The following is an 18,902-nucleotide window of genomic DNA, read 5'->3' as shown; positions in this document are numbered from 1 at the left end:
CTAGCGCAGGACCAGCTGCTGGCCCGGCAGGATCAGGTCGGGGTTGCTGCCGACCACGCCCTGGTTCTTCGCGTACAGCGACTGCCAGCCACCGCTCACGTTGTTCGCCGCGGCGATCCCGCTGAGCGTGTCACCGGACTTGACGGTGTAGGTGCCCTCCGTCGAGGTGGTGGCGGTCGTCGGAGCCGACGCCGGCTTGCTCTCCGGGGCGGCCTTCTTCGGCGCGCTGTCCTGCGGCGCGACGACGACCTTCTTCGGCGTGCTCTTGGGGGTGGTGCTCTTGGGGGTGGTGCTCTTCGGCGTCGTGGCCTTCTTCGGGGTCGACGTCGAGGAACCGGAGTCCGTGGACGGGCTGCCGCCACCGCGGGTCAGACCGGCCTTCTTGGAGCACACGGGCCAGGCGCCCGGACCCTGGGTCTTGAGCACGTTCTCGGCGACCCGGATCTGCTCGGCCTTCGAGGCGTTCTGGGGGCTGCCGGTACCGCCGTTGGCGCGCCACGTGCTCTGCGTGAACTGCAGACCGCCGTAGAAGCCGTTGCCGGTGTTGATGGACCAGTTGCCGCCGCTCTCGCACTGGGCGACCTTGTCCCAAGTGGAAGTGCTGGCAGCGCTCGCCGAGGTCGCGGTCGCGAGCCCGACGAGCGGGGTGGCGGCGACGACGCCGACGATGGTCGCGGTGCGCAGACGACGCTGGGTACGACCCATGCCGCGGTGCGAGTTGGTGCGACCGAAAGCGTTGCGGAGAGACATACATTCCTCTCGGAATTCCCCTGGGGCGGATGGACCGGCGCGATCCTTGCGGATCACCCCTGCCCGGAACCGGACTTCCGCGTCCAGGACGCGATGTCCGATGCCGCAACCCCGCGGCCCTCCCAGACCGCGAGTTCCGCCATGCCGTGCCGGCGGGAACCCAGGAGGTGCGATTTGCACATCGCGAGGACCATAAACAGGTTATCCGGCCGTTATCAACCCGCTCGGGCATTTATGCAGGTCAGCATAGGTATTCGAAATGCCCGTACGCGGCCCGCCGGCGCTCTTCCGCGCCGGATTCGGGTTTACCGACGCCGACACACGGGAACCTTTTGCCCCTTTTGGCCCATGGCCATACACAGTCTGCGACCCGATCATGACGCACTGTCGAATTATCACCGAAGGCGACCGGATGAACACATGATCGAGCAGGCCGAAAGCCCTATTTCGATCGGGCTTTAAATGCCTTTATGTCCAATTTGATCCCACGTGGTGAGCGGGGTCACAATTCCATCGGTGGTTGTCGGCACGGCCACCGGGTATAACCGGCCGCCCGCCGCCCGGGACACCCTTCCCAGCCTGCGAATATTCACTCTACGGAAGCACCCCGCCACCGGCCGGAAAAGTATGCGGAATGCGATCCAGGCCACACTCTCCTCTGTGACCCCCGCCACTTTCACCCTCTCGGGCGGCTTTTTCCACCCGATTCGAGGGGAGTGTGCGCGGAACGCGTCCTTCCGGAACCCCGAGGCCCGGAAAGCGAGCCGATATCACGAGCCCCGGCAGCCGGGAAAGCGGATTCCGCGAACCGAAAGCCACGGGCGGCGCTCGCCGAGGCACTCCCCTATATATAGGGGCGCTCTTCCGGTTGCCAGGGGCGCACCCGAACCCGGTCGACATCACGCGCGGGATCACGCGCGGGCGCACCTCCCACATCGACACCGACCCGACGCAATCATTCCGCCCACGCGCCCCAACCGACCCCGCCGAAGGCCCTGCCCACCACCCGGTCACCCGGCCCGCACGGCCGCCCGGCCCGACCGACCCCCACCCGCAACCCGAGACACAAAAGCCGGCGACACCCACCCGAGTCCCCTCGGGGGTGCCGCCGGCCCACACATCCATGCCATTCACCGCGTCCCGCGGAGGACGTGGGATTCGAACCCACGAGCAGAGTCACCCCTGCTAGCAGTTTTCAAGAGGACCGCCAGAATCGCCCTGACCAGCATGGATGCCGTGTCACGCGCGAACTTGACCGCGTATTCGCCGTGGATCATGGTCCGAATGCCTCAAGGGGCCCACCGACGACGCGTCGGTGGGCCCCTTTTTGCGTTGCGCACCGGCTAGTCCATCGCCGCCGACCGCTCGGCGAGCGCGAGCAGTTCGGCCGGAGCGGCGCGTCCGGCGATGAGGACCAGTTCCCGGATCGCGCTGCGCGCGGCGATGTGGCTGCGAACTGTCTCCGGAGCGAGCGCTTCGGCCCGAAGCAAGGCGTCTACGGCCTCCCCTACATGGCGCCGCTGTGCGTGAGCACGGCCCAAGTCCATCAGCAAGCGTGAGCGCCGCTCAGGCGACAACGCTGCGGCGTCGATGCCCGCACCGATGTCCAACGCTTCGCCTGCGTCGCCGAGGTCGACAGCAGTCGATACGGCTTGGATCTCGACATTGGTGGGCCCGAACTCAAGGTTGAAGTCGTTACGGTCCACCCCCAGACGTTGCGCAACCGCTCGGGCATAACCAATCTCGGTCCGGGCTCGATCCCTGCTTCCCGATCGTGCATGGATCAACGCCAAAACGAGGTGAAGCGATCCGAGGACCGAAAGGCCCTCGGGAGTCGCCAGCTCGGCGTCACCGTGTGCTTTCAGCGCTTGTACCGCGGTGGCTGCCGCGTGCTCTGCTTGGTCCAAGTGCTTGAGCCGCACGAATGCTTGGGCCAAGCGGTAGATCCCGACGAAGACCGGCAAGGACTCGCCCGCCAGCTCAGCGGCTCGGATTGCACGGTCGGCTGCAACCCACGCCGCGTCTGCCTCGTCCTGGCGAACGAACGCGGCAGCAAGCGCTTGGTAGGCCCTGGCAAGCAGGGCCTGGATGGCTGCTCTGTCCTCCACACGTGCGACGCGAGCCGCCGATTCCAGGCGGTCGAGAACAGGACCGACCAAGGCGCTAAGTTCCGCGAACTTCGCGCCGTGGGTCAGTTCCCATACCTCACCGACCTGGTCGTTGAGCTCAGACAACGTGAGCTGACTCGAAGACGCCTTCTTGTCGAGCAGCACTCCGAGGGCGGGATGCCCGGAGATCATGAGGCGGGCAGCATCCAGGTCGTTCGGCCCCTCGACTGTCGTCGGAGGTGGCGCGGAGACCGGCGGCGCCGAAGGGTTCAGCGTTTGCACTGAAGTCCCAAGTCCATCGGCCAGAAGCTGAAGGACGTCGAGACGCGAAACGGGTTGTACGCCGCGTTCGACTTGTGAGACCCAGCTCGCAGTCCTGCCGATCAAGGCTGCCAACTCGGTTTGCGTCAAGTCCCGCCGCTTCCGCAGGTCCGCAATTCGCGCACCAAATGCCCGGCGCTCTTCGTCAGGAGTCACGAAGCCACCGAGCCGGGGACGCCCTTCCCGGCGACCGCTTCCATGAAGTCGACTTCGACCGCGGCGATGTACTGCTCGCGCGCGGCAAGGAAGCGTCGTACATGCGGCTGGGTCTCATGCAGTTCGAATGCGGCGCGGTCTGCGTACAGCTCGTAGAAGATCCGCTGGAGCGGCTGTCCCTCTACAGCGTGGCTCACGTACACGAGAGTTCCGGGCTCCAAGTCCCGGATGCCGATCAGGGTCTCTGCCGTCAGGTCGTCAAAGGCGCGCACCGCCGCGTCGTCGCGGGCGGTGAAGCGCACGGTCAGGCCGAAGGCCACCTCTTGCTCCTCTCACAGGGCACAGCCAGTCTCACACGCTCGCTGATTTCCTGCGACTAGCAGTTTCTCTTGACTCGCAGATTCTCTGCGAGTACGTTCGCAGTGTTGCTTCCACAGAGTGTGTGGCCTGCAACAACGCGCTACACGACGGCCCACGAAGGCCCTATTTGGGCTGCCCGAGAGCCGTCGTCTGCACCACAAGGAGCCCCGGACAGAGGGGGCTGAGGGTCCCGGATCCCTGGTCAACCGGAGGGCACAGAGGCCGAAAGGCCAGTCCCTGCCTGAAACGGGGGCGCGCTCCCGAAGGGGACAACGAACGAGTGCTTTTGGTCCCCGGCCGGCCCCTTTCGGGCGGGCCGAGGGTCATGGCCACTCGTCTCGTGAGATCGAGATGAGGCACACCGATGTGTGCCGGAGCGGCTGCCAACCGGCGAAGGCGTGGCAGCCGCTCCGTGGGTCGTTCCTCCGAGTAGGGGAGTACGACCGTGAGAACCATTGTTGCTGGCCGTCACGCGGCCACGACCGCCGAGTTCGCCGAGTTGGCGCTCGGGATCGACTGGGCCCTGTTCGACGGGGAGCCGGGCGAGACGGGTGAGGAGGGGGCCGCGCGTGTGGATGCGGCGCGGGACATCCTCGCGGACCTGTGGGCGACGGATCGCGATCTGGCCCGGCAGGTGGAGCGGATGTTGGTCGGGTTGTGGGCGGTGGATGTGGGGACGGCGGTGTACGCCGAGCTGCTGGTGATGGGGTCCGCGCCGGCGCCGGTCGCCGCCGTCAAGGTGCGCGAGGGGGCGTGGGCGGCGTGACGTACACGGCGTTGATGTCGTTTCGCGACGGGCGTTGGAACCTGTTCGTGGCATCGCCCGGGCTGGTGTCCCGGTGGCCGGTGCACGGCTTCCCCCGGGGTGCGGCGCTGCCGACTGCGGCGGAGCGTTCACGGGTGTTGAACGCGCTCGGTTTCGTGTTCACGGACGGGGCCGGGTGGGGCTGGGAGGAAGACGCCGAGGTGCCCGGTGACGACACGTCGCCGGTGCGGCTGATCGCCTCGACCGCGGTCCGGCAGGCGGACGGGGACGGGCGGTGAACGCCGCTCAAGTGCGTTCAGCCGAGCAGGCGCTGAGCGTGGGGACGTGGCTGATCGTGGCCGGGGCGATGTTGTACTCGGTGCTGACCGTCACTCCCTTGGCCGCCGAGCACACCTCGGCCCGGTGGGCGTGGACGGCGCCGATCCTGCCGTTGGTGGTCGATGCCGCGGTGGTGATCGTGGTCCGCTTGGATGCCGCGCTCGCTCGGTTGGGTGGGCACGGCGGCGGGTGGCCGATCGTGCTGCGGTGGATGACCGGCACCATGACCCTCGCGCTGAACGTCGCCGACAGCGCGTTGCGAAAAGACCTGGTAGGGGCCGCGGTACACGCGGTGGCGCCGCTGTTGTTGATCGTCACGGCCGAGACGGGTCTGGCGTATCGGCGGGCCATCACCGCCGCGCGGGCCGAGCTGGACGCCCGTGAACGCGCCGATCGCGAGGCGCGGGAGAAAGCCGCGGCCGAGCGGCGCGAGGCGGCCGAGCGGGCGCGGCGCGAGGAGCGTGAACACCGGGCCGCGGTGGCGCGTGAACAGCGTGAGCACGAGAGTCGGTTGGCCGGTGAACATGCCGAACGCGAGGAGCGCGCACGCCGGGACGAGCGCGAGCGGACGCTCGCCCGCGAGCAGGAGGAGCGGGCCGAGCGCGAGCGTCGTGAACACGAGCGTGAACGGCTTGAACGCGAGCGTGAACGTCGTGAACAGCAGTACGCGGCGGACCGCGAGCGGCAACGGCGCGATCGTGAGGAAGCCGCGCGGCGTGAACGGGCCGCGTTGCTGAACGGTCCACCGGCGCCGCAGAAGCTCCCCGAGGAGCGAGCGCGGGCGATCGTGTTGGCCGCGTTCGAGGAGGCTGTTCCGGTGCGGTCCGCAGCCGACTTGTGCGGCTGGTCGATCGGGTGGGTCTCGGCCCGCTATCAGGAGCTGCGCGAGCACAACGGCGGAGCGCCTGCCGCCCCGGCCCTGCACCTGGTCGCCCCCGAACTCGGCGCCACCGGGAACACCGATGGGAAGCCCGCAGCGAGCCCGACCGCAGGAGCGTCGGCATGACCGCGGTGAACGCGCAGCCGCCGATCGTGGGCGGCGCGCTGTGGACCGCCGTGATGACGCGCGAGGCATCGACGTGCGGGTGCACGGGCGAGTGCGGCAAACGTCACGCGGACGGCGGCGGTCGGTGCAACCGGCACGACGGGCTGATCGTGGCGCCGCGTGACCTTGCCGTGCCGCTCGCGGTCGCGGTGGCGCTCTGCGCGGCCGACCTGACGACCTGGTGCGACCGCTGCCACAAGCCGGCCAAGTCCGCCGCGACCAAGGCCGCCGCGGCGGCGGGTGTCGAACGGTTCGAGTCCGACTCGCTGTTCTGATCCGCCCGGCTGATCGACCGCCGGAATCACATTCGATTGATCGACCCGAGGGGATTTCGTCATGCATTGGCAGAACAAGGCCGCGTGTCGCGGCACGAATCCGGAGACGTTCGTGGACCACGCGGCCGATGCCGCCGCCAACGGGCGGCGCATGAGCAAGGCCGAGGTCAAGCTCGCCACCCGCGCGGCCATGGCCGTGTGTGCGGTGTGCCCGGTCCGAGCGGCGTGCCTGGACGCGGCGATGGCCGAGCGGGACAAGTGGGCGATCCGCGGCGGCCTGACCGTCGCCCAGCGCACCACGCTCGCCCGGCGCGCGTACCCGAAGTCGGCCTGACCGGCTCCTCTCACCCCCGAACCGCACCGGTTCGGGGGCGGGGGAAGCGGGGTCAGCCCTGCTCGAACGGCTCACCGGCGATGACGAGGGAGGGCCTGATGGCCCAGCAACGGCGTAAGGGGTCGGCTCAGGAAATCTTGGGCGACCCGGAGTTCATGACGAACAAGAGCATCCGCGATTACTGCAACGCGGGACGTCTGTTCTGCCGGGACGGCTCGTTGGAGATCGCCATGGCGGCCGAGGAGTTGCAGGCGGTCCTGTCCCAGATCCGCCCGGTGGACGCCCGGATGGCCGGGCGGGCCGGGCGCAAGCGCGCGAAGGACGTGTCGCGTCACCTGACGATCGCCGCCGAGGCGCTGCGCTACGCGGCCGGGTCAATGGCCAAGGCGTACGCGAGCTTCCAGAAGAACTACGCGCCCGAGCTGGAAGCGGCGGGCGCCAAGCCGAAGGCCAAGCCGACGTTCAAGTTCGAGGCGTGAGGAGAGAGACCGTGGCCAGGAAATCGAGGCGTTCACGGGCGGCGGCGGTGGCCACCGCCCCGGCCGATCAGGCCGCCAAGCACCTGACGAGCAAGGCAACCCCGCTGCTGCCGCCGTGGATCGTCACGGCGGGGCTGACCATCCCGGCGGCCATCGGGCACGCCACCATCGGGTCGAACCCGGCGGCTACCGCCGTGATCGGCGCGGCCGGGGCCGGAGTGACGGTGGCGGCGTGGTCGGAGGCGTCCAAGCGAAGCCCGCGTCTGAAGGCCATGGCGACGGTTTCGACGGGCGCGGCGAGCGCGTACCTGACCGCGGCGACCGTGGCCGGGCCCGGCGCCGAACAGGTCGCCCTGATGCACGTGGTCGGCGGCGCCGCGCTGTCGCTGTGGTGGAACCTGCGCCACGGGCTTCGCAACAGCGCGTCCGAGGGCGACGGGGACGGGCTGCTCGGGCTCGTGGGTCTGGCCCGTGCGCAGGTCGTCAAGGGTGAGGTGGTCGGTGGGGAGGTGCGCGCGGACATCCAGCTCCCGCCGGGCGAGATGACCCCGAAGGATGTCGAGCAGCGCATCCCGGAGTTGGCGTCCGCGCTGCGGACGAGCCCGGCGGCGATCCGGGTCACCAAGAACCGGGACGATCACTCGCGCGTGGCGTTGTCGGTGACACCGGTCGATCAGCTTCGCAAGGCGATCCCGTATCCGGGGCCGCAGTTGCCGGGGCAGTCGATCGCGCGGCCGATCCGGTTCGGCGTCTACCAGGACGGTCGCCCGATGCTGGTGTGGCTGCCCGGCAGCGACGACCGCGACGAGCCGCGCCCGCTGTCGCACATGGCCGAGACCGGCATGACCGGCGCGGGCAAGTCCGAGTCGATGGTGATCGTGCTGGTGGAGGCCATGACCCGGTCCGACGTCGTGGTGTGGGTGGGCGACCCGTCCAAGGGCCGGCAGACCCTCGGCGACATCCGGAGCGGGCTCGACTGGTGCGAGACCACCCCGGCCGGGGTCGGGGCGATGCTCGACGTGCTGGTGACCGTGGTCAAGCGGCGCGCCGACCAACTCGGGCGACTCGGCTACAAGCAGTGGGTCCCCGAGTGCTGGAGCAAGCACGGAATCCCCTTGCTGCTCGTCCACTTCGAGGAGTCCAGCGACGAAGCCGTCGCCGATCACCCGAATTTGGTGACCGCGGCCAAGCAGGCTCGGAGCGCGGGCGTGGTGCTGTCGGTGAGCCTTCAGCGCGCGTCGTACGCGGGCATCTCCACCGAGGTGCGTTCACAGTTCGGCACCGCGCTCGTGTTCGGCGCCAAGGACGACGCCGACGCCTCGTTCATGCTGGACGACCGCGCGAAGGAGGCCGGCGCCTCCCCCGAGGTGTGGGCCAACTCGCAACCGGGCTGCCTCTACCTCCAGGCACCGGGCGTACCGGTCGAACGATGGGCCGTCCCCGGACGCGCCTTCCGGCTCCCCGAAGCGGACGAACTGCGCCGCCTGGTGGCCATGTACGGGACGGTTCGCCCACAGGGTGTGGACGACGTCACCGCAACCGCCGCCGGGCCCCGGTACGCCGCGTACAAGACGTCCGCCGCCAAGCACGCGGCGGGCGAGACACCGCGCGCGCCGGGCCCGCTGCGGGCGGCACTCGCCGAGCGGCCGAGGGTGCCCGCGAATCTTCAGGAGGCGGAAGTCGTGGACGCCGAACCGATCGACACCACCGACCATTCCGGCGATATGGAGCACCCGTACGAGGTGGCCCACGAGACCGACCTCGACACCCAAGCCGACCCCGACTCGGACCTTGAGGAGCCCGGCGCGGTCATGCAGGTGTCCGAGCCGGAGTTCGCCGCGCGCGACCGCGACCCGGAGCAGGCTCTCGCCGAGATGCTGCTCATCCTCCAAGAACTGCGCGACGGTGGCGCGGCCACCTGCTCGCCCAAGGACTTCCCCAGGGCCCGGGTCGGGCGCTCCCGGAGCTGGATCTCCCGGGCCTTGCGAGACCTGGGCGACAGCGGCCGAGAGGTCGCCGAGAACCCCGGCGGCAAGGTCGGCAGTTGGCTGATCGTGCCGCGCGAGGACGAATACGAGGACTACGCCGCGTAACTGGTGCGGCGGGGTGTGCGCACGCGTGCGAAACCGTGCGCACACCCGCCCGCCTCGCGCGTACGCGCGCGCGTTGAGGCCCACTCCCACCCGTGCGCACGCTCGCACCGTGCGCACACCCACGCCCATATGCCATCACGCACCGTAATCGCCCTAGGGGGCATTCATGACTCACGACGCCACCGTCGACACGCCCGACCCGGGCTTGGACCCGGACACGATCGCCGCTCTTCACCGCCGCATCGGCGACGTGATCGGCAACCTGCGGGCGGCCGATCAAAAGGCCGCCGTCCTGCTCGCCGGGATCGGACTCGCGACCGCCTCCATCGGCGGCATCGACCACCGCCCGGTGGCGGTCGGCGCGGCCGCCTCGCTCGGCTCCGCCGCCGTGCTGCTCGCACTCGTACTGGCACCGCGCGGCTCCCTGTCGATCCGCGCCTCACGCGACGCCGACATGGGCGACGTCCTGCTCGCCGTCAGCGACCTGGAGCAACCCCGGGCCCTCGCCCGCGAGTTGGTCGTGCTTTCGGAGATCGCCACCCGCAAATACCACCTGATCCGCGCGGCCCTGCTCCAACTCGGCCTCACCGTGCCGTTGTTCGTGCTCGCGCACGTCCTGGGGTGACGTCCTGCCCCCACGATGCGCCCGCTCCCCGAGGTGGGAGCGGGCGGGTCGCGGGCGCACGAACCCTTAGCCCGGCCGAACCTCTTTGGAGGACCCCATGCGCACCACGCTCGCGAAGCTCGGCAAAGCGCTCGCCGTCTCGGCGACCGCCGTCGCCCTCACGCTCGCAACCCCGATCGCCGCCCACGCGGAAACCATCGGCCAGACCCCGACCCAAGGCGCCACGACGGGCACCGCGGTCACGATCAGCAGCGGAATCGTCGTCGCGATCCTCGCCCTGATCCTCGCCCACCGCAAAGGCGTGCTCTTCCTCGCCACCGTCGCGTTCGCCGCCGGAGTGATGCTCTCCGGCACCCAGATCGCCGCCTCGCTCTCCCAGGTCGCCGACCGCGCCGTCCACGCCGGAGTCGACGCCGTCACCGGCGCCGTCGCCTGACCCGACCGCACTCCATGACCCCGGAACACGCAGGCCCGGGGTGGTGGAGGACGGCCGGCCCGGCCGCCCCGCGCACCGAGCACGGAGGACTCGTGACCAACGAGCACCACCACGACGACGACCGATACGACTGCGGCGCCGTGGACCCGAACGACATGTGCCGCTCCTGCGAAGGCTGCCGCGATTCCATCGCGGACGACATCGAGTTCCGCGTCGGATCCGGCGACATCACCGAAGCCGAAGCCGAGACCGAGCACCGGCTCAACGGCACCTGGAACTGAATCGACCGCCGACCAGCCCCGGGGCGACCCCTTCCACCAAGAACCGGTCGCCCCGGGCTCCCGCACCACACCAGCGAACAGGAGAACACCAGCATGGACCAAAGCACTTCCGACCCGCCCCTCGCCACCACGATCGGGCCCCGGATCGGGTCGCTGTGCACGGGATACGGCGGCTTGGACCAAGCCGTGCGCGCCGTGCTCGGCGGCCGGCAGGCGTGGCACGCCGACAACGACCCCGGGGCGAGGGCGATCCTGGCCCATCACTGGCCGACTGTGCCGAACCTGGGCGACATCACCGCGCTCGACTTCCGCACGGTGGCCCCGGTGGACGTCCTGACCGCCGGGTGGCCTTGTCAGCCCAACAGCGTCGCCGGCAAGCGGGCCGGGATGGCCGACGAGAGGTGGATATTCGATGCGATCCTCAACGCTGCTCGCGACTTGGACCCACGACCCGGATTGCTCGTGCTCGAAAACGTCCCCGGGCTGCTCACTGTCGACAACGGCGACGCTATGGCCCGAGTCGTTCACGGACTGGCCCACTTCGGGTACGTGGGACGCTACCGGGTTCTATCTGCCGCCGACGTCGGCGCCGCCCACCTACGGCGCCGCGTCTTCATCACCGCCTGGCCTGCTTCCGACACCTGCGGCCCGCGACTGGCGCGGCGGGGGACAACGCGGCCAACTCCCCACGGCGGTAGCGGAACTGCCACAGGACTGAGTCTGTTGCCTACCCCGCGCGTGTCCGACGCCAACGGCACCGGGCTGCACGGGAGCGGCGGGGCGGACCTGCGCACGACGGTGTCCCTGCTGCCGACACCGCGCGCGACGGACGGCGACAAGGGCGGACCGAACCAACGAGGACGCCGCGCGAACGACGTCGCGCTGCCGGCGGCGGTGCAGCCCGAGCGATGGGGCAAGTACGCGGCCGCCGTCGCCCGGTGGGAACGTGTGACCGATCGCCCGGCACCCGCGCACACCGCGCCCAACCGCGACGGGCAGCCCCGCCTGAACCCCGCGTTCGTCGAATGGCTCATGGGTCTCACGCCCGGACACGTCACCGACGTCCCCGACCTCTCCCGCACAGCCCAACTCAAGGCCCTCGGCAACGGCGTCATCCCCGCCCAGGCCGCCGCCGCGCTCCGGCTTCTGCTCGCCGACCGCGTGACCACCGACACCGGGGAGGCTGCGGCGTGACCGCCATCCCGTTTGAACGCCCCGGCGCTCCGGACGACATGCCAACCGAAGGCGTCGCCTGCGACATCGACGCCGAACGGTCCGTGCTCGGCGCTGCCATGCTCGACGCGGCGGTCATCCCCGAGATCGAAACCGAACTCGGCGCCCCCGACACCGCGTTCTACCGGCCCGCGCACGCCTCGATCTGGCGCGCCATCCGCGACCTGGTCGCGGCCGGGGAACCGACCGACGCGGTAGCCGTAGCCGCCCACCTGACCCGAGCGGGCGTCATCTCCCGCGTCGGCGGTGCCCCGTACCTGCACACCTGCATCAGCTCGGTACCCACCGCCGCCAACGGGCCCTATTACGCGCGGATCGTCGCCGAACAGGCCCGGCTGCGGCGCATCGCCGAAGCAGGCGTTCGGCTTGTCCAAGCCGCCGGGTCGGATGATCCGGACGAAGCACATCGCGTCGCAACAAACGAATTGCGGGCGGTCACAGAGTCGGTGCGTGAGGAGTGGCCCGACCCGATCCCGTTGGGCGGTGCCGCGCTGTTGCCGCCGTTCCCCGTTGCTTCCTTCCCGCCGTGGGTGGGCGAGTTCGTAGCGGCGGTCGCGGAGGAGACGCAGACTCCGCCGGATCTGGCCGCCGTGGTGGGCCTGTCGTGTCTGGCGACGGCGGCGGGTGGTCGCGTGGTGGTGCGGGTCAAGGGGCAGTGGTGCGAGCCCCTGAACCTGTTCACCGCCGCCGCGCTCCCGCCCGGCAACCGGAAGTCGGCGGTGTTCGACCTGATGACGGGCCCGATCCTCGCGGTGGAGAAGGCCATGGAGGAAGAGGCCAAGGCCGCCGTGATCGAGGCGAAGGCGCTGCGGGCTGTCGCGGAGGAGACGGCGCAGAAGGCCGCGACGAAGGCCGCCAACGCGGACGCCGAAAAGCGCGCCTACTTGACCGCCGAAGCGCTCGATCTCGCCCAGGCAGCCGCCGCGATGGCGGATCCGGTCATCCCGCAACTCGTCGCGGACGACTCGACGCCGGAGACCGTGGCCACCCTGCTCGCCACGCACGGCGGGAGGTTGGCGGTGCTCTCCGCCGAGGGTGGGATCTTCGACATCATCGCCGGGCGGTACTCCTCCGGCAGTGCCAACCTCGACGTGTACCTCAAAGGGCATGCCGGGGACATGATCAAGGTCAACCGGCACAGCCGCCGCGAGTACGTGCGCAACCCGGCCTTGACCATTGGTCTCGCCTGTCAGCCGGACGTGCTTCGCACGATCGGCGATCAGCGCGAGTTCGCCGGGCGCGGCCTGCTCGCCCGGTTCCTGTACTCGATTCCCGAGTCGTGGGTGGGGTACCGCGACCTGGACCCCGACCCGATCCCCGCGGCGGTGCTGGAGACCTACCACCGCAACCTATCCGCACTCACCCGCAGCCTCGCCACGACCGACGCCGAAGAGCCCGCCGTTATCACGGTCTCGCCCGAGGCGGGCGTCCTGTTCAAGGCGTTCCAGGAACGGCTTGAGCCGCAGCTCCGACCGCGTGACGGGGCGTTGGGGCACGTGGCGACGTGGGCGAGCAAGCTCGCCGGGGCGGTGGCCCGCATCGCGGGACTGCTCCACCTCGCCGAGCACCTGACGGACGGGTGGGACCGGCCCGTGCACGCCGACAGCATGGCCGCGGCGATCGCCGCAGGCGACTACTTCGTCGCGCACGCCCTGGCAGCGTTCGAGTTGATGGGCACCGACGTCGACCTCGACCTGATCGGGGCCCGGCTCGTGCACGGGTGGCTCAAGGCCAACCCGGCACGCGAGGTGAGCCACACCGCCGTATTCAAGGGCGTGCGCTGCCGGGACTACATGACGTCCCGCTCGATCGACCCGGCGCTGACCACGCTGGAGGAGTTCGGGTGGCTCCAACCGGTCCCACCGCCGGACAAGCGGGGCCGAGGGCGACCGCCAGCGAAGCGCTACCTACTCCACCCGACCCTCAGGGATCCGCGCACAAATCGCTAAATTCAAAACAGGCCCCTGACCTGCGGTTTTGTCGGACGCTAAATCGCGCACAAACCGCGCCAAACTCGCGCCAAAATCAGCAGGCCCCGGATCCCGGCGCCGCCGACCCTCCGCCAACCCCGGTCACTCCTGGTGACGAACATGCCCGTCCGCACGAGGGCCACCGGAATTTGGCGCGAGTTGTGCGCGGTTTGTGCGCGATTTAAGGATCCGCGAAACCGCAGGTCAGAGCCACATCTCGAATTTAGCGATTTGTGCGCGTCCCCAAGGGTGCGCAACCCCTTGGGAGCCACTGTGCGTATCCGTCTCCACGGCACCCCGGACGAGTGCGACCGCGCAGCCGCGGTCCTCGCCGAGGTGCTCGAAGTCCTCGACACCAGCCGCCACTACGCCGACCGCCCGCCTTCGAACCTCTGCCGCGTCTACCTGACCGTCGCACCGCCCACGGCCGCCACCGGCCCACGCGACCACGGAGCGAACGATGACTGACAGCCGGATCCGTCCTCTCAAGTCCACCGCGCCCCGCCCGCTCAAGCCCAGCGACAAACTCACACTCCCCGAAGTCCTGGAAGAGATCGGCGTGAGCCGATCGACCTTCTACTACTGGCGACAGCTCGGGAAGGCGCCCCGCTGCATCCGGCTGCCCAACGGCGAACTGCGCGTGCGTCGAAGCGTCTTGGACGCCTGGCTGGAATCCCTGGAAGAGGCCGCATGACGCTTCGTCGGAATGCACGCGGACCGCTGGAGACCGGCCGTCAGTTCTCCCGGGACGTGCGGATCTGGGACGTACGGGTGTACCGAGGTGCCCGCAAGACGAGCTATACCGTCAGGTGGGTGGTGGCTGGTCACGAACACCGGCGCCCGTTCTCGACCAGCACGCTCGCCAAAGCCGAGCGGGCGGACCTGCTCGCGTACGCCCAGCGCGGCACGCCGTTTCACGTGGGCACGGGTCTGCCGGAGCCGGTCTACCGGCAAACCCATTCGTGTTCCTGGTACGCCCATGCCTGCGAATACGTGGACATGAAATGGCCCGTCGCAGCTGCGGGAAGCCGCCGGAACATCGCCGAGTCTCTGGTCACGGTGATGCCCGCGTTCATCACGGACGATCGCGGGCGCCCTGATGCCGAGCTGCTGCGGCGGGCGCTCTCCGAGTGGGCGTTCGTGACACCGAAACGGGCTGCCGGTCCCCCGCCGGGCGAGTTCGCGGCGGCGCTCGCTTGGCTGGAGAAGCACACCGTTCACGTGGCCGATCTCGAAGAGCCCAACGATGGTGCGCGACTCGTCAGAGCCGCGCTGGACGCGCTATCCAAGCGTCTGGACGGCAAATCCGCAGCGGCGAACACGGTCGCGCGCAAGCGTGCCGTGCTCGTAAACGCGTTCAACTACGCGGTGGAACTCGGCAGGCTGAACGGCAACCCTGTCGATGGCATCGCGTGGAAGCGCCCGAAGCAGGACGACCAAGTGGATCGTCGCTGCGTGGTGAACCGGCAACAGGCCGAGCGTCTGCTCGCGGCGGTCGAAGCACAGGGGGAAGTCGGTCGCAGACTCGCCGCGTTCTTCGCGACGCAGTACTACGCGGCTCTACGGCCTGCCGAGACCATCAACCTGCGCCGGAAGAACATGGCCGCGCTCCCTGAAGAGGGATGGGGCGAATTGCTGCTCACTCGCTCGAACCCACGCGGGGGTACTCGCTGGACGGATTCGGGGACGTCACGGGAGGAACGCAGCCTCAAGCACCGATCGGACGAGACGACCCGCGTCGTCCCCGCTCCCCCGGCCCTGGTCCAACGCCTTCGCTCGCACGTCGAAGAGTTCGGGTACGGGCACGAGGGTCTGCTGTTTGTCGGACCGCTCGGCGGGCTGCTCGATGAGTCGAGCTACCTCCCGGCGTGGCGTGCGGCCCGCCGCACGGCACTGACAGACGAGGAGTGCGCCTCACCGCTCGCCGCCCGACCGTACGACCTGCGTCACGCCGCAGTGTCGACCTGGCTCAACGCGGGCGTGCCGCCCGCGCAGGTGGCCGAGTGGGCCGGCCACAGTGTCGCGGTGCTCCTGCGGGTCTACGCCAAGTGCATCGTCGGTCAGGACGCGGGCGCCCGAAGGCTCATCGACGCGGCGCTCCGAGATGCCCTCGAAGACTCCTGACCCCTCGGTTCGCCCCGGCGAGCGCGGCGAAACTTCGCCGCGTATTCGCCGTGGACGGCCGTAGAGAGCCGATCCTGGCTGAACATGGCTGGACATGACGCAGGTGGGCGGCGGGACCCGGATTGACTCGGGTACCGCCGCCCACCTGCGTTTTTGCATGCCCGGACTGCTTCCTGCGGAGGACGTGGGATTCGAACCCACGAACAAGGTCACCCCTGTTAGCAGTTTTCAAGACTGCCGCCATCGGCCACTAGGCGAGTCCTCCACACCCGTTCCGACCTCGTCACTTACCCAGCAGACGAGCCCGGAGGCTCCTCGTCTGGCCGCAATTTGGCCGCACAGGTGGTTGAGACATCTTCGGAGAGCCGTTGGCCCCACGTGTCCGTCTCGTCTTTGAACAGGTGCGCGTAGATGGCGAGGGTCGTTGTCGGCTTCGAGTGTCCGAGGATCCGAGCGACCACCGTTACCGGCGCACCCATCGAGATTAGCAGCGAGGCGCACGTGTGCCTCAGGTCGTGCACCCTGATGTCGGGAAGATCCAGGGCCAACCGTGCCGGCCCCCAGGCAGCCCGGAAGAACTCCGAGGAGCGCGGCGGCCGAGGGTGCTTACCCCACGCGAACAGCAGATCACCCGGAGCCATGCCCTGTACAAGGGTTTTCAGCTCAGGGGCGAGGGTCGCGGGCAGCGGGACCGAGCGGCGACGATGCGTCTTCGTGTCGGTCGTGAAGAACTTGCCGCCCACCTCGGAGATGGTTCGGACCACGTCCACCCGAGCACGGTCGAAGTCGAGATCCACGGGACGGATCGCGATGCCCTCAGCCCACCGCATGCCGGTATAGGCGAGCAGGCGCACGAGGGTCCCGTAGGCACCACCGATCTTCCCCGCCAGTTCCTCTACGACGTCGATCGTCATCGGAGTCACGACACGGGTCGTCGTGAGGCCCGGAAGGTCGAGGCCCCGCGCAGGGTTGCGCACCAGGCGCCCGCCCTTCACCGCGTCATCCAGAATGCGGCCGAGCATGTGCACCGCCTGACGCGTGCGCGACGAGGAGACCTCACTACTCATGCGCGCGATCCAGTCCGTGATGCCCTCGTAGTCGATCTTGTTGATCGGTATGTGCTCCCACTCGGGCATCAGTCGCGACCGCAGCAACGACGCGGCCCCCTGCTTGGACTTCGGCTTGCTCCAGACCTGCCGCCCGAGCCACGCCGTCGCGAACTCTCCGAACGCGACCTTTCCGCGCGCCGGGTCCACCCACTCCCCGCGCATCTGCCGGGACTGCTGTGCAGTGATCCAGGCTTGCGCCTCACGCTTGGTACCGAACGTCTTGGACCGCTCCTTGCCGTCCGGCCCCCGGTACCGGGCCCGCCACTTGTCCCCACGCTTGTTGATGTGTCCGGACGTCATCAGGCCGCCACCCGTCCCCCGAGCCAGACCCGGATGTCTTCCGGATCGAAACGCAGCCAGCGACCGACCTTGTAGGCCGCCGGACCCTGCCGCTTGTACCGCCACGCGTAGAGCGTCGTGACCTCCACGCCGAGGTATTCCGCCGTCTCTTCCGCCGTCCAGAGAACGGCCGGCATCTTCTGTCGAGTCCTCACGACACGTCCTCCGTCCAACGCACGTCCGCCGAGATCCCCGAACGCACGGCGGATTGCTTCGCCCCCGACACGGCCGGCAAGTCGTCGTCACAGACGAAGACCTGACCACCGGCGAGGTAGCCGACCGGCGCCATCGGAAGGTCGAGGCGCCCGCAGAGCAGGCAGGCGTGTCCGTCGATCTGTTCCGGGCCGAGTGCCCCGGCCGAAGCCGGGGCACCCAACAGGGGGAACAGCGAGAGCTGTTCCGTCACTGGGACTTCACCGCCCAGGTCTGGTAATCCGCCTCAGCCGCCCAATCCACCAGCGTGTGATCCGGCGAGTAGGGGAAGCGCACACGGACGGGCACCGGCCCGTGTTCCTCCACGACCACGTACGCCACACCGGCAGTGGCGTAGCGGTTCGCCGGAGTCGCGGGCGTGATCAAGTGGCAGGCCGCCCCTCGGTCCGAGGCACCGTCACCGAGGACCATGTCCGTCTCGGAGTCGGAGGCCAAGCGCAGACCGATGCGCACGAGGAAGAAGTCCCGTTCGGCCGCGAACGCCTTCAGGCCGCTCTGAACCAGAGCCATCACGTACATGCCAACCGATCGACCCTGAGTCAGTAAGAGCAGCAGGTCAGCACTCGTCTGGTCCCGCCGCTTCTTGTCCTTGTCGAGCACGCCGAGGGACGCGTACTCATCGATCGCGAGCCAGACCACCGGCATGGACTTGGAGACCACGAAGTCACGCCCGGGGCGCTTCTGACGCTCTTTCAGTTCCACCACGAGATCCGCCAACAGAGCCGCCCACTCTTCGGGATCGTGAGCCAGGCGCCGGAAGACGTCCGGGCACGCGCGCAGTTCCTGACGCTTCGGGTCGATGCCGTACAGCTCTGCCTGACCCGAGAGCGCCAAGCCCCGGAGATGGTTGACCATCCCCCAGAGCACTGACCCCTTGCCGGCACCCGTACCGCCCACGCACAGGGTGTGCGCCAAGGGCAGCGACACCGGAACACCGTCTTCACCGAGAGCCGCCGTCCAGCGGAACAGGTCGGGCGACACCGGCCATGTCTCGATCCCGATCAAGGCCGCCAAGGGGTCGGCTACGCGTGCCGTCCACGACAGGAGGCCCGGAGCGACCTCCCGAGCCGACACCCCGGAGATGCCCCAGTGATGCCGCAGCTCATCGCAGACTTCCGCCGACAGATACCGCGCCACAGGGACGCCGGCCACCGGACGGAACCGGAAGACAGGACCGACCGCCGAGGGCTGTACGTCCACCAACTCCGGCAGGATCACAACCGGTTCAGCCTCAGCAAGCCGAATCATGAACCGCGTGTGCTCCTCCTTGGAGAGCGTGGACCGCCACACTTCCTCACCCGTCGGACCGGGCCGGCCCTTGTCGACCGCCAGCCGAAGCGAGGCCATCAGTTCGGGCCAGCAGCCACAGACGAAGCTGACCACGCCGGCCCCGACCTCACCGTGTGTCCGGACGAGCGCGGCCCACCGCCGACGCCGCACCAAGGCCCGCGCACCCCAGACGACGAGGAGCACCAGGAGCACGCCCACGTACACCGGGAACAGCGGAACGCCGAGCACCATCAACAGCAGCGTCCCGAGCACGAACAGCACTGACCCGCGCACTACG

At 69.2% G+C, this 18,902-nt stretch carries 22 protein-coding genes and 1 tRNA gene; 15 read left to right on the top strand and 8 right to left on the bottom strand.

The genetic code is table 11. From position 1 onward, the window contains the following. From OG928_RS17800 to OG928_RS17790, 3 genes are all read right to left on the bottom strand, one after another. Positions 1-750, bottom strand: a complete 750-nt coding sequence (locus tag OG928_RS17800) for a transglycosylase family protein (RefSeq protein WP_406284797.1) — start codon at positions 748-750, stop codon at positions 1-3. 1,343 nt (positions 751-2,093) lie between these two features. Next, entirely contained in the window at positions 2,094-3,335 is a 1,242-nt protein-coding gene (locus tag OG928_RS17795; RefSeq protein WP_406284794.1) for a helix-turn-helix domain-containing protein, read from the bottom strand. Then, positions 3,332-3,655 carry a putative quinol monooxygenase gene (locus OG928_RS17790; RefSeq protein ID WP_406284792.1) on the bottom strand — a complete coding sequence of 108 codons (324 nt, stop codon included), beginning with the start codon at positions 3,653-3,655 and terminating at the stop codon, positions 3,332-3,334. Before OG928_RS17790 ends, OG928_RS17795 begins: the two co-directional genes overlap by 4 nt. A gap of 485 nt (positions 3,656-4,140) precedes the next feature. Between OG928_RS17790 and OG928_RS17785 the strand changes: the two genes are divergently transcribed. The 15 genes from OG928_RS17785 to OG928_RS17715 all read left to right on the top strand — a co-directional run bounded on the left by OG928_RS17785 (position 4,141) and on the right by OG928_RS17715 (position 15,674). Beyond that, the gene (locus OG928_RS17785) at positions 4,141-4,461 is read left to right on the top strand and encodes a hypothetical protein (protein ID WP_406284790.1); all 321 of its coding nucleotides are present in this window, start codon (positions 4,141-4,143) and stop codon (positions 4,459-4,461) included. Then, positions 4,449-4,739, top strand: coding sequence for a DUF6303 family protein (locus tag OG928_RS17780; protein WP_406284788.1), 291 nt, complete (start codon positions 4,449-4,451; stop codon positions 4,737-4,739). The genes OG928_RS17785 and OG928_RS17780 overlap by 13 nt, the downstream gene beginning before the upstream one ends. Next, a complete protein-coding gene (locus OG928_RS17775; protein ID WP_406284785.1) occupies positions 4,736-5,785 on the top strand; it encodes a DUF2637 domain-containing protein in 1,050 nt (349 codons plus the stop codon). Before OG928_RS17780 ends, OG928_RS17775 begins: the two co-directional genes overlap by 4 nt. Beyond that, entirely contained in the window at positions 5,782-6,099 is a 318-nt protein-coding gene (locus tag OG928_RS17770; RefSeq protein ID WP_406284782.1) for a hypothetical protein, read from the top strand. Before OG928_RS17775 ends, OG928_RS17770 begins: the two co-directional genes overlap by 4 nt. A 61-nt stretch (positions 6,100-6,160) precedes the next feature. Beyond that, complete coding sequence (locus OG928_RS17765) at positions 6,161-6,433, top strand: WhiB family transcriptional regulator (protein WP_406284780.1); 273 nt, start codon at positions 6,161-6,163, stop codon at positions 6,431-6,433. Between the two features lie 98 nt (positions 6,434-6,531). Then, positions 6,532-6,912, top strand: a complete 381-nt coding sequence (gene traA, locus OG928_RS17760) for a plasmid transfer protein TraA (protein ID WP_406284778.1) — start codon at positions 6,532-6,534, stop codon at positions 6,910-6,912. Between the two features lie 11 nt (positions 6,913-6,923). Further along, positions 6,924-9,005, top strand: coding sequence for a hypothetical protein (locus OG928_RS17755; protein WP_406284775.1), 2,082 nt, complete (start codon positions 6,924-6,926; stop codon positions 9,003-9,005). A 166-nt stretch (positions 9,006-9,171) separates the two neighbouring features. Beyond that, entirely contained in the window at positions 9,172-9,630 is a 459-nt protein-coding gene (locus tag OG928_RS17750; protein ID WP_406284773.1) for a hypothetical protein, read from the top strand. A 97-nt stretch (positions 9,631-9,727) separates the two neighbouring features. Beyond that, the gene (locus OG928_RS17745) at positions 9,728-10,066 is read left to right on the top strand and encodes a hypothetical protein (RefSeq protein WP_406284771.1); all 339 of its coding nucleotides are present in this window, start codon (positions 9,728-9,730) and stop codon (positions 10,064-10,066) included. A gap of 92 nt (positions 10,067-10,158) precedes the next feature. Next, positions 10,159-10,347, top strand: coding sequence for a hypothetical protein (locus OG928_RS17740; RefSeq protein ID WP_406284769.1), 189 nt, complete (start codon positions 10,159-10,161; stop codon positions 10,345-10,347). 93 nt (positions 10,348-10,440) lie between these two features. Next, the gene (locus tag OG928_RS17735; RefSeq protein WP_406284767.1) at positions 10,441-11,541 is read left to right on the top strand and encodes a DNA cytosine methyltransferase; all 1,101 of its coding nucleotides are present in this window, start codon (positions 10,441-10,443) and stop codon (positions 11,539-11,541) included. After that, positions 11,538-13,529, top strand: coding sequence for a DUF3987 domain-containing protein (locus OG928_RS17730; RefSeq protein WP_406284765.1), 1,992 nt, complete (start codon positions 11,538-11,540; stop codon positions 13,527-13,529). The genes OG928_RS17735 and OG928_RS17730 overlap by 4 nt, the downstream gene beginning before the upstream one ends. Positions 13,530-13,823: 294 nt before the next feature. After that, a complete protein-coding gene (locus OG928_RS17725) occupies positions 13,824-14,018 on the top strand; it encodes a hypothetical protein (protein ID WP_406284762.1) in 195 nt (64 codons plus the stop codon). Next, positions 14,011-14,244, top strand: a complete 234-nt coding sequence (locus tag OG928_RS17720) for a helix-turn-helix transcriptional regulator (RefSeq protein ID WP_406284759.1) — start codon at positions 14,011-14,013, stop codon at positions 14,242-14,244. Before OG928_RS17725 ends, OG928_RS17720 begins: the two co-directional genes overlap by 8 nt. A 119-nt stretch (positions 14,245-14,363) precedes the next feature. Beyond that, entirely contained in the window at positions 14,364-15,674 is a 1,311-nt protein-coding gene (locus OG928_RS17715; protein ID WP_406284758.1) for a tyrosine-type recombinase/integrase, read from the top strand. Between the two features lie 176 nt (positions 15,675-15,850). On the opposite strand, the gene OG928_RS17710 is transcribed toward OG928_RS17715, so the two are convergent. The 5 genes from OG928_RS17710 to OG928_RS17690 all read right to left on the bottom strand — a co-directional run bounded on the left by OG928_RS17710 (position 15,851) and on the right by OG928_RS17690 (position 18,886). Beyond that, a tRNA-Ser gene (locus tag OG928_RS17710) sits at positions 15,851-15,939 on the bottom strand. Between the two features lie 22 nt (positions 15,940-15,961). Next, positions 15,962-17,083, bottom strand: coding sequence for a tyrosine-type recombinase/integrase (locus OG928_RS17705; RefSeq protein WP_406284756.1), 1,122 nt, complete (start codon positions 17,081-17,083; stop codon positions 15,962-15,964). Continuing rightward, a complete protein-coding gene (locus OG928_RS17700) occupies positions 17,083-17,277 on the bottom strand; it encodes a helix-turn-helix domain-containing protein (RefSeq protein ID WP_406284754.1) in 195 nt (64 codons plus the stop codon). The genes OG928_RS17705 and OG928_RS17700 overlap by 1 nt, the downstream gene beginning before the upstream one ends. Next, positions 17,274-17,528: a hypothetical protein gene (locus OG928_RS17695; RefSeq protein WP_406284752.1), complete on the bottom strand. Its 255-nt coding sequence runs from the start codon at positions 17,526-17,528 to the stop codon at positions 17,274-17,276. Before OG928_RS17695 ends, OG928_RS17700 begins: the two co-directional genes overlap by 4 nt. Continuing rightward, entirely contained in the window at positions 17,525-18,886 is a 1,362-nt protein-coding gene (locus OG928_RS17690; RefSeq protein ID WP_406284750.1) for an FtsK/SpoIIIE domain-containing protein, read from the bottom strand. Before OG928_RS17690 ends, OG928_RS17695 begins: the two co-directional genes overlap by 4 nt. Positions 18,887-18,902: the final 16 nt, after the last annotated feature.

Source organism: Embleya sp. NBC_00896 (assembly GCF_045207785.1).
Lineage (GTDB): Bacteria > Actinomycetota > Actinomycetes > Streptomycetales > Streptomycetaceae > Embleya.
This window is presented reverse-complemented; position numbering and strand designations above follow the sequence as displayed.

What these genes read in the sequence shown, in the direction of transcription:
- OG928_RS17800 (WP_406284797.1), bottom strand. Translation starts at nt 750, where the DNA reads ATGTCTCTCCGCAACGCTTTCGGTCGCACCAACTCGCACCGCGGCATG.
- OG928_RS17770 (WP_406284782.1), top strand. Translation starts at nt 5,782, where the DNA reads ATGACCGCGGTGAACGCGCAGCCGCCGATCGTGGGCGGCGCGCTGTGG.
- OG928_RS17765 (WP_406284780.1), top strand. Translation starts at nt 6,161, where the DNA reads ATGCATTGGCAGAACAAGGCCGCGTGTCGCGGCACGAATCCGGAGACG.
- traA (WP_406284778.1), top strand. Translation starts at nt 6,532, where the DNA reads ATGGCCCAGCAACGGCGTAAGGGGTCGGCTCAGGAAATCTTGGGCGAC.
- OG928_RS17750 (WP_406284773.1), top strand. Translation starts at nt 9,172, where the DNA reads ATGACTCACGACGCCACCGTCGACACGCCCGACCCGGGCTTGGACCCG.
- OG928_RS17745 (WP_406284771.1), top strand. Translation starts at nt 9,728, where the DNA reads ATGCGCACCACGCTCGCGAAGCTCGGCAAAGCGCTCGCCGTCTCGGCG.
- OG928_RS17735 (WP_406284767.1), top strand. Translation starts at nt 10,441, where the DNA reads ATGGACCAAAGCACTTCCGACCCGCCCCTCGCCACCACGATCGGGCCC.
- OG928_RS17720 (WP_406284759.1), top strand. Translation starts at nt 14,011, where the DNA reads ATGACTGACAGCCGGATCCGTCCTCTCAAGTCCACCGCGCCCCGCCCG.
- OG928_RS17705 (WP_406284756.1), bottom strand. Translation starts at nt 17,083, where the DNA reads ATGACGTCCGGACACATCAACAAGCGTGGGGACAAGTGGCGGGCCCGG.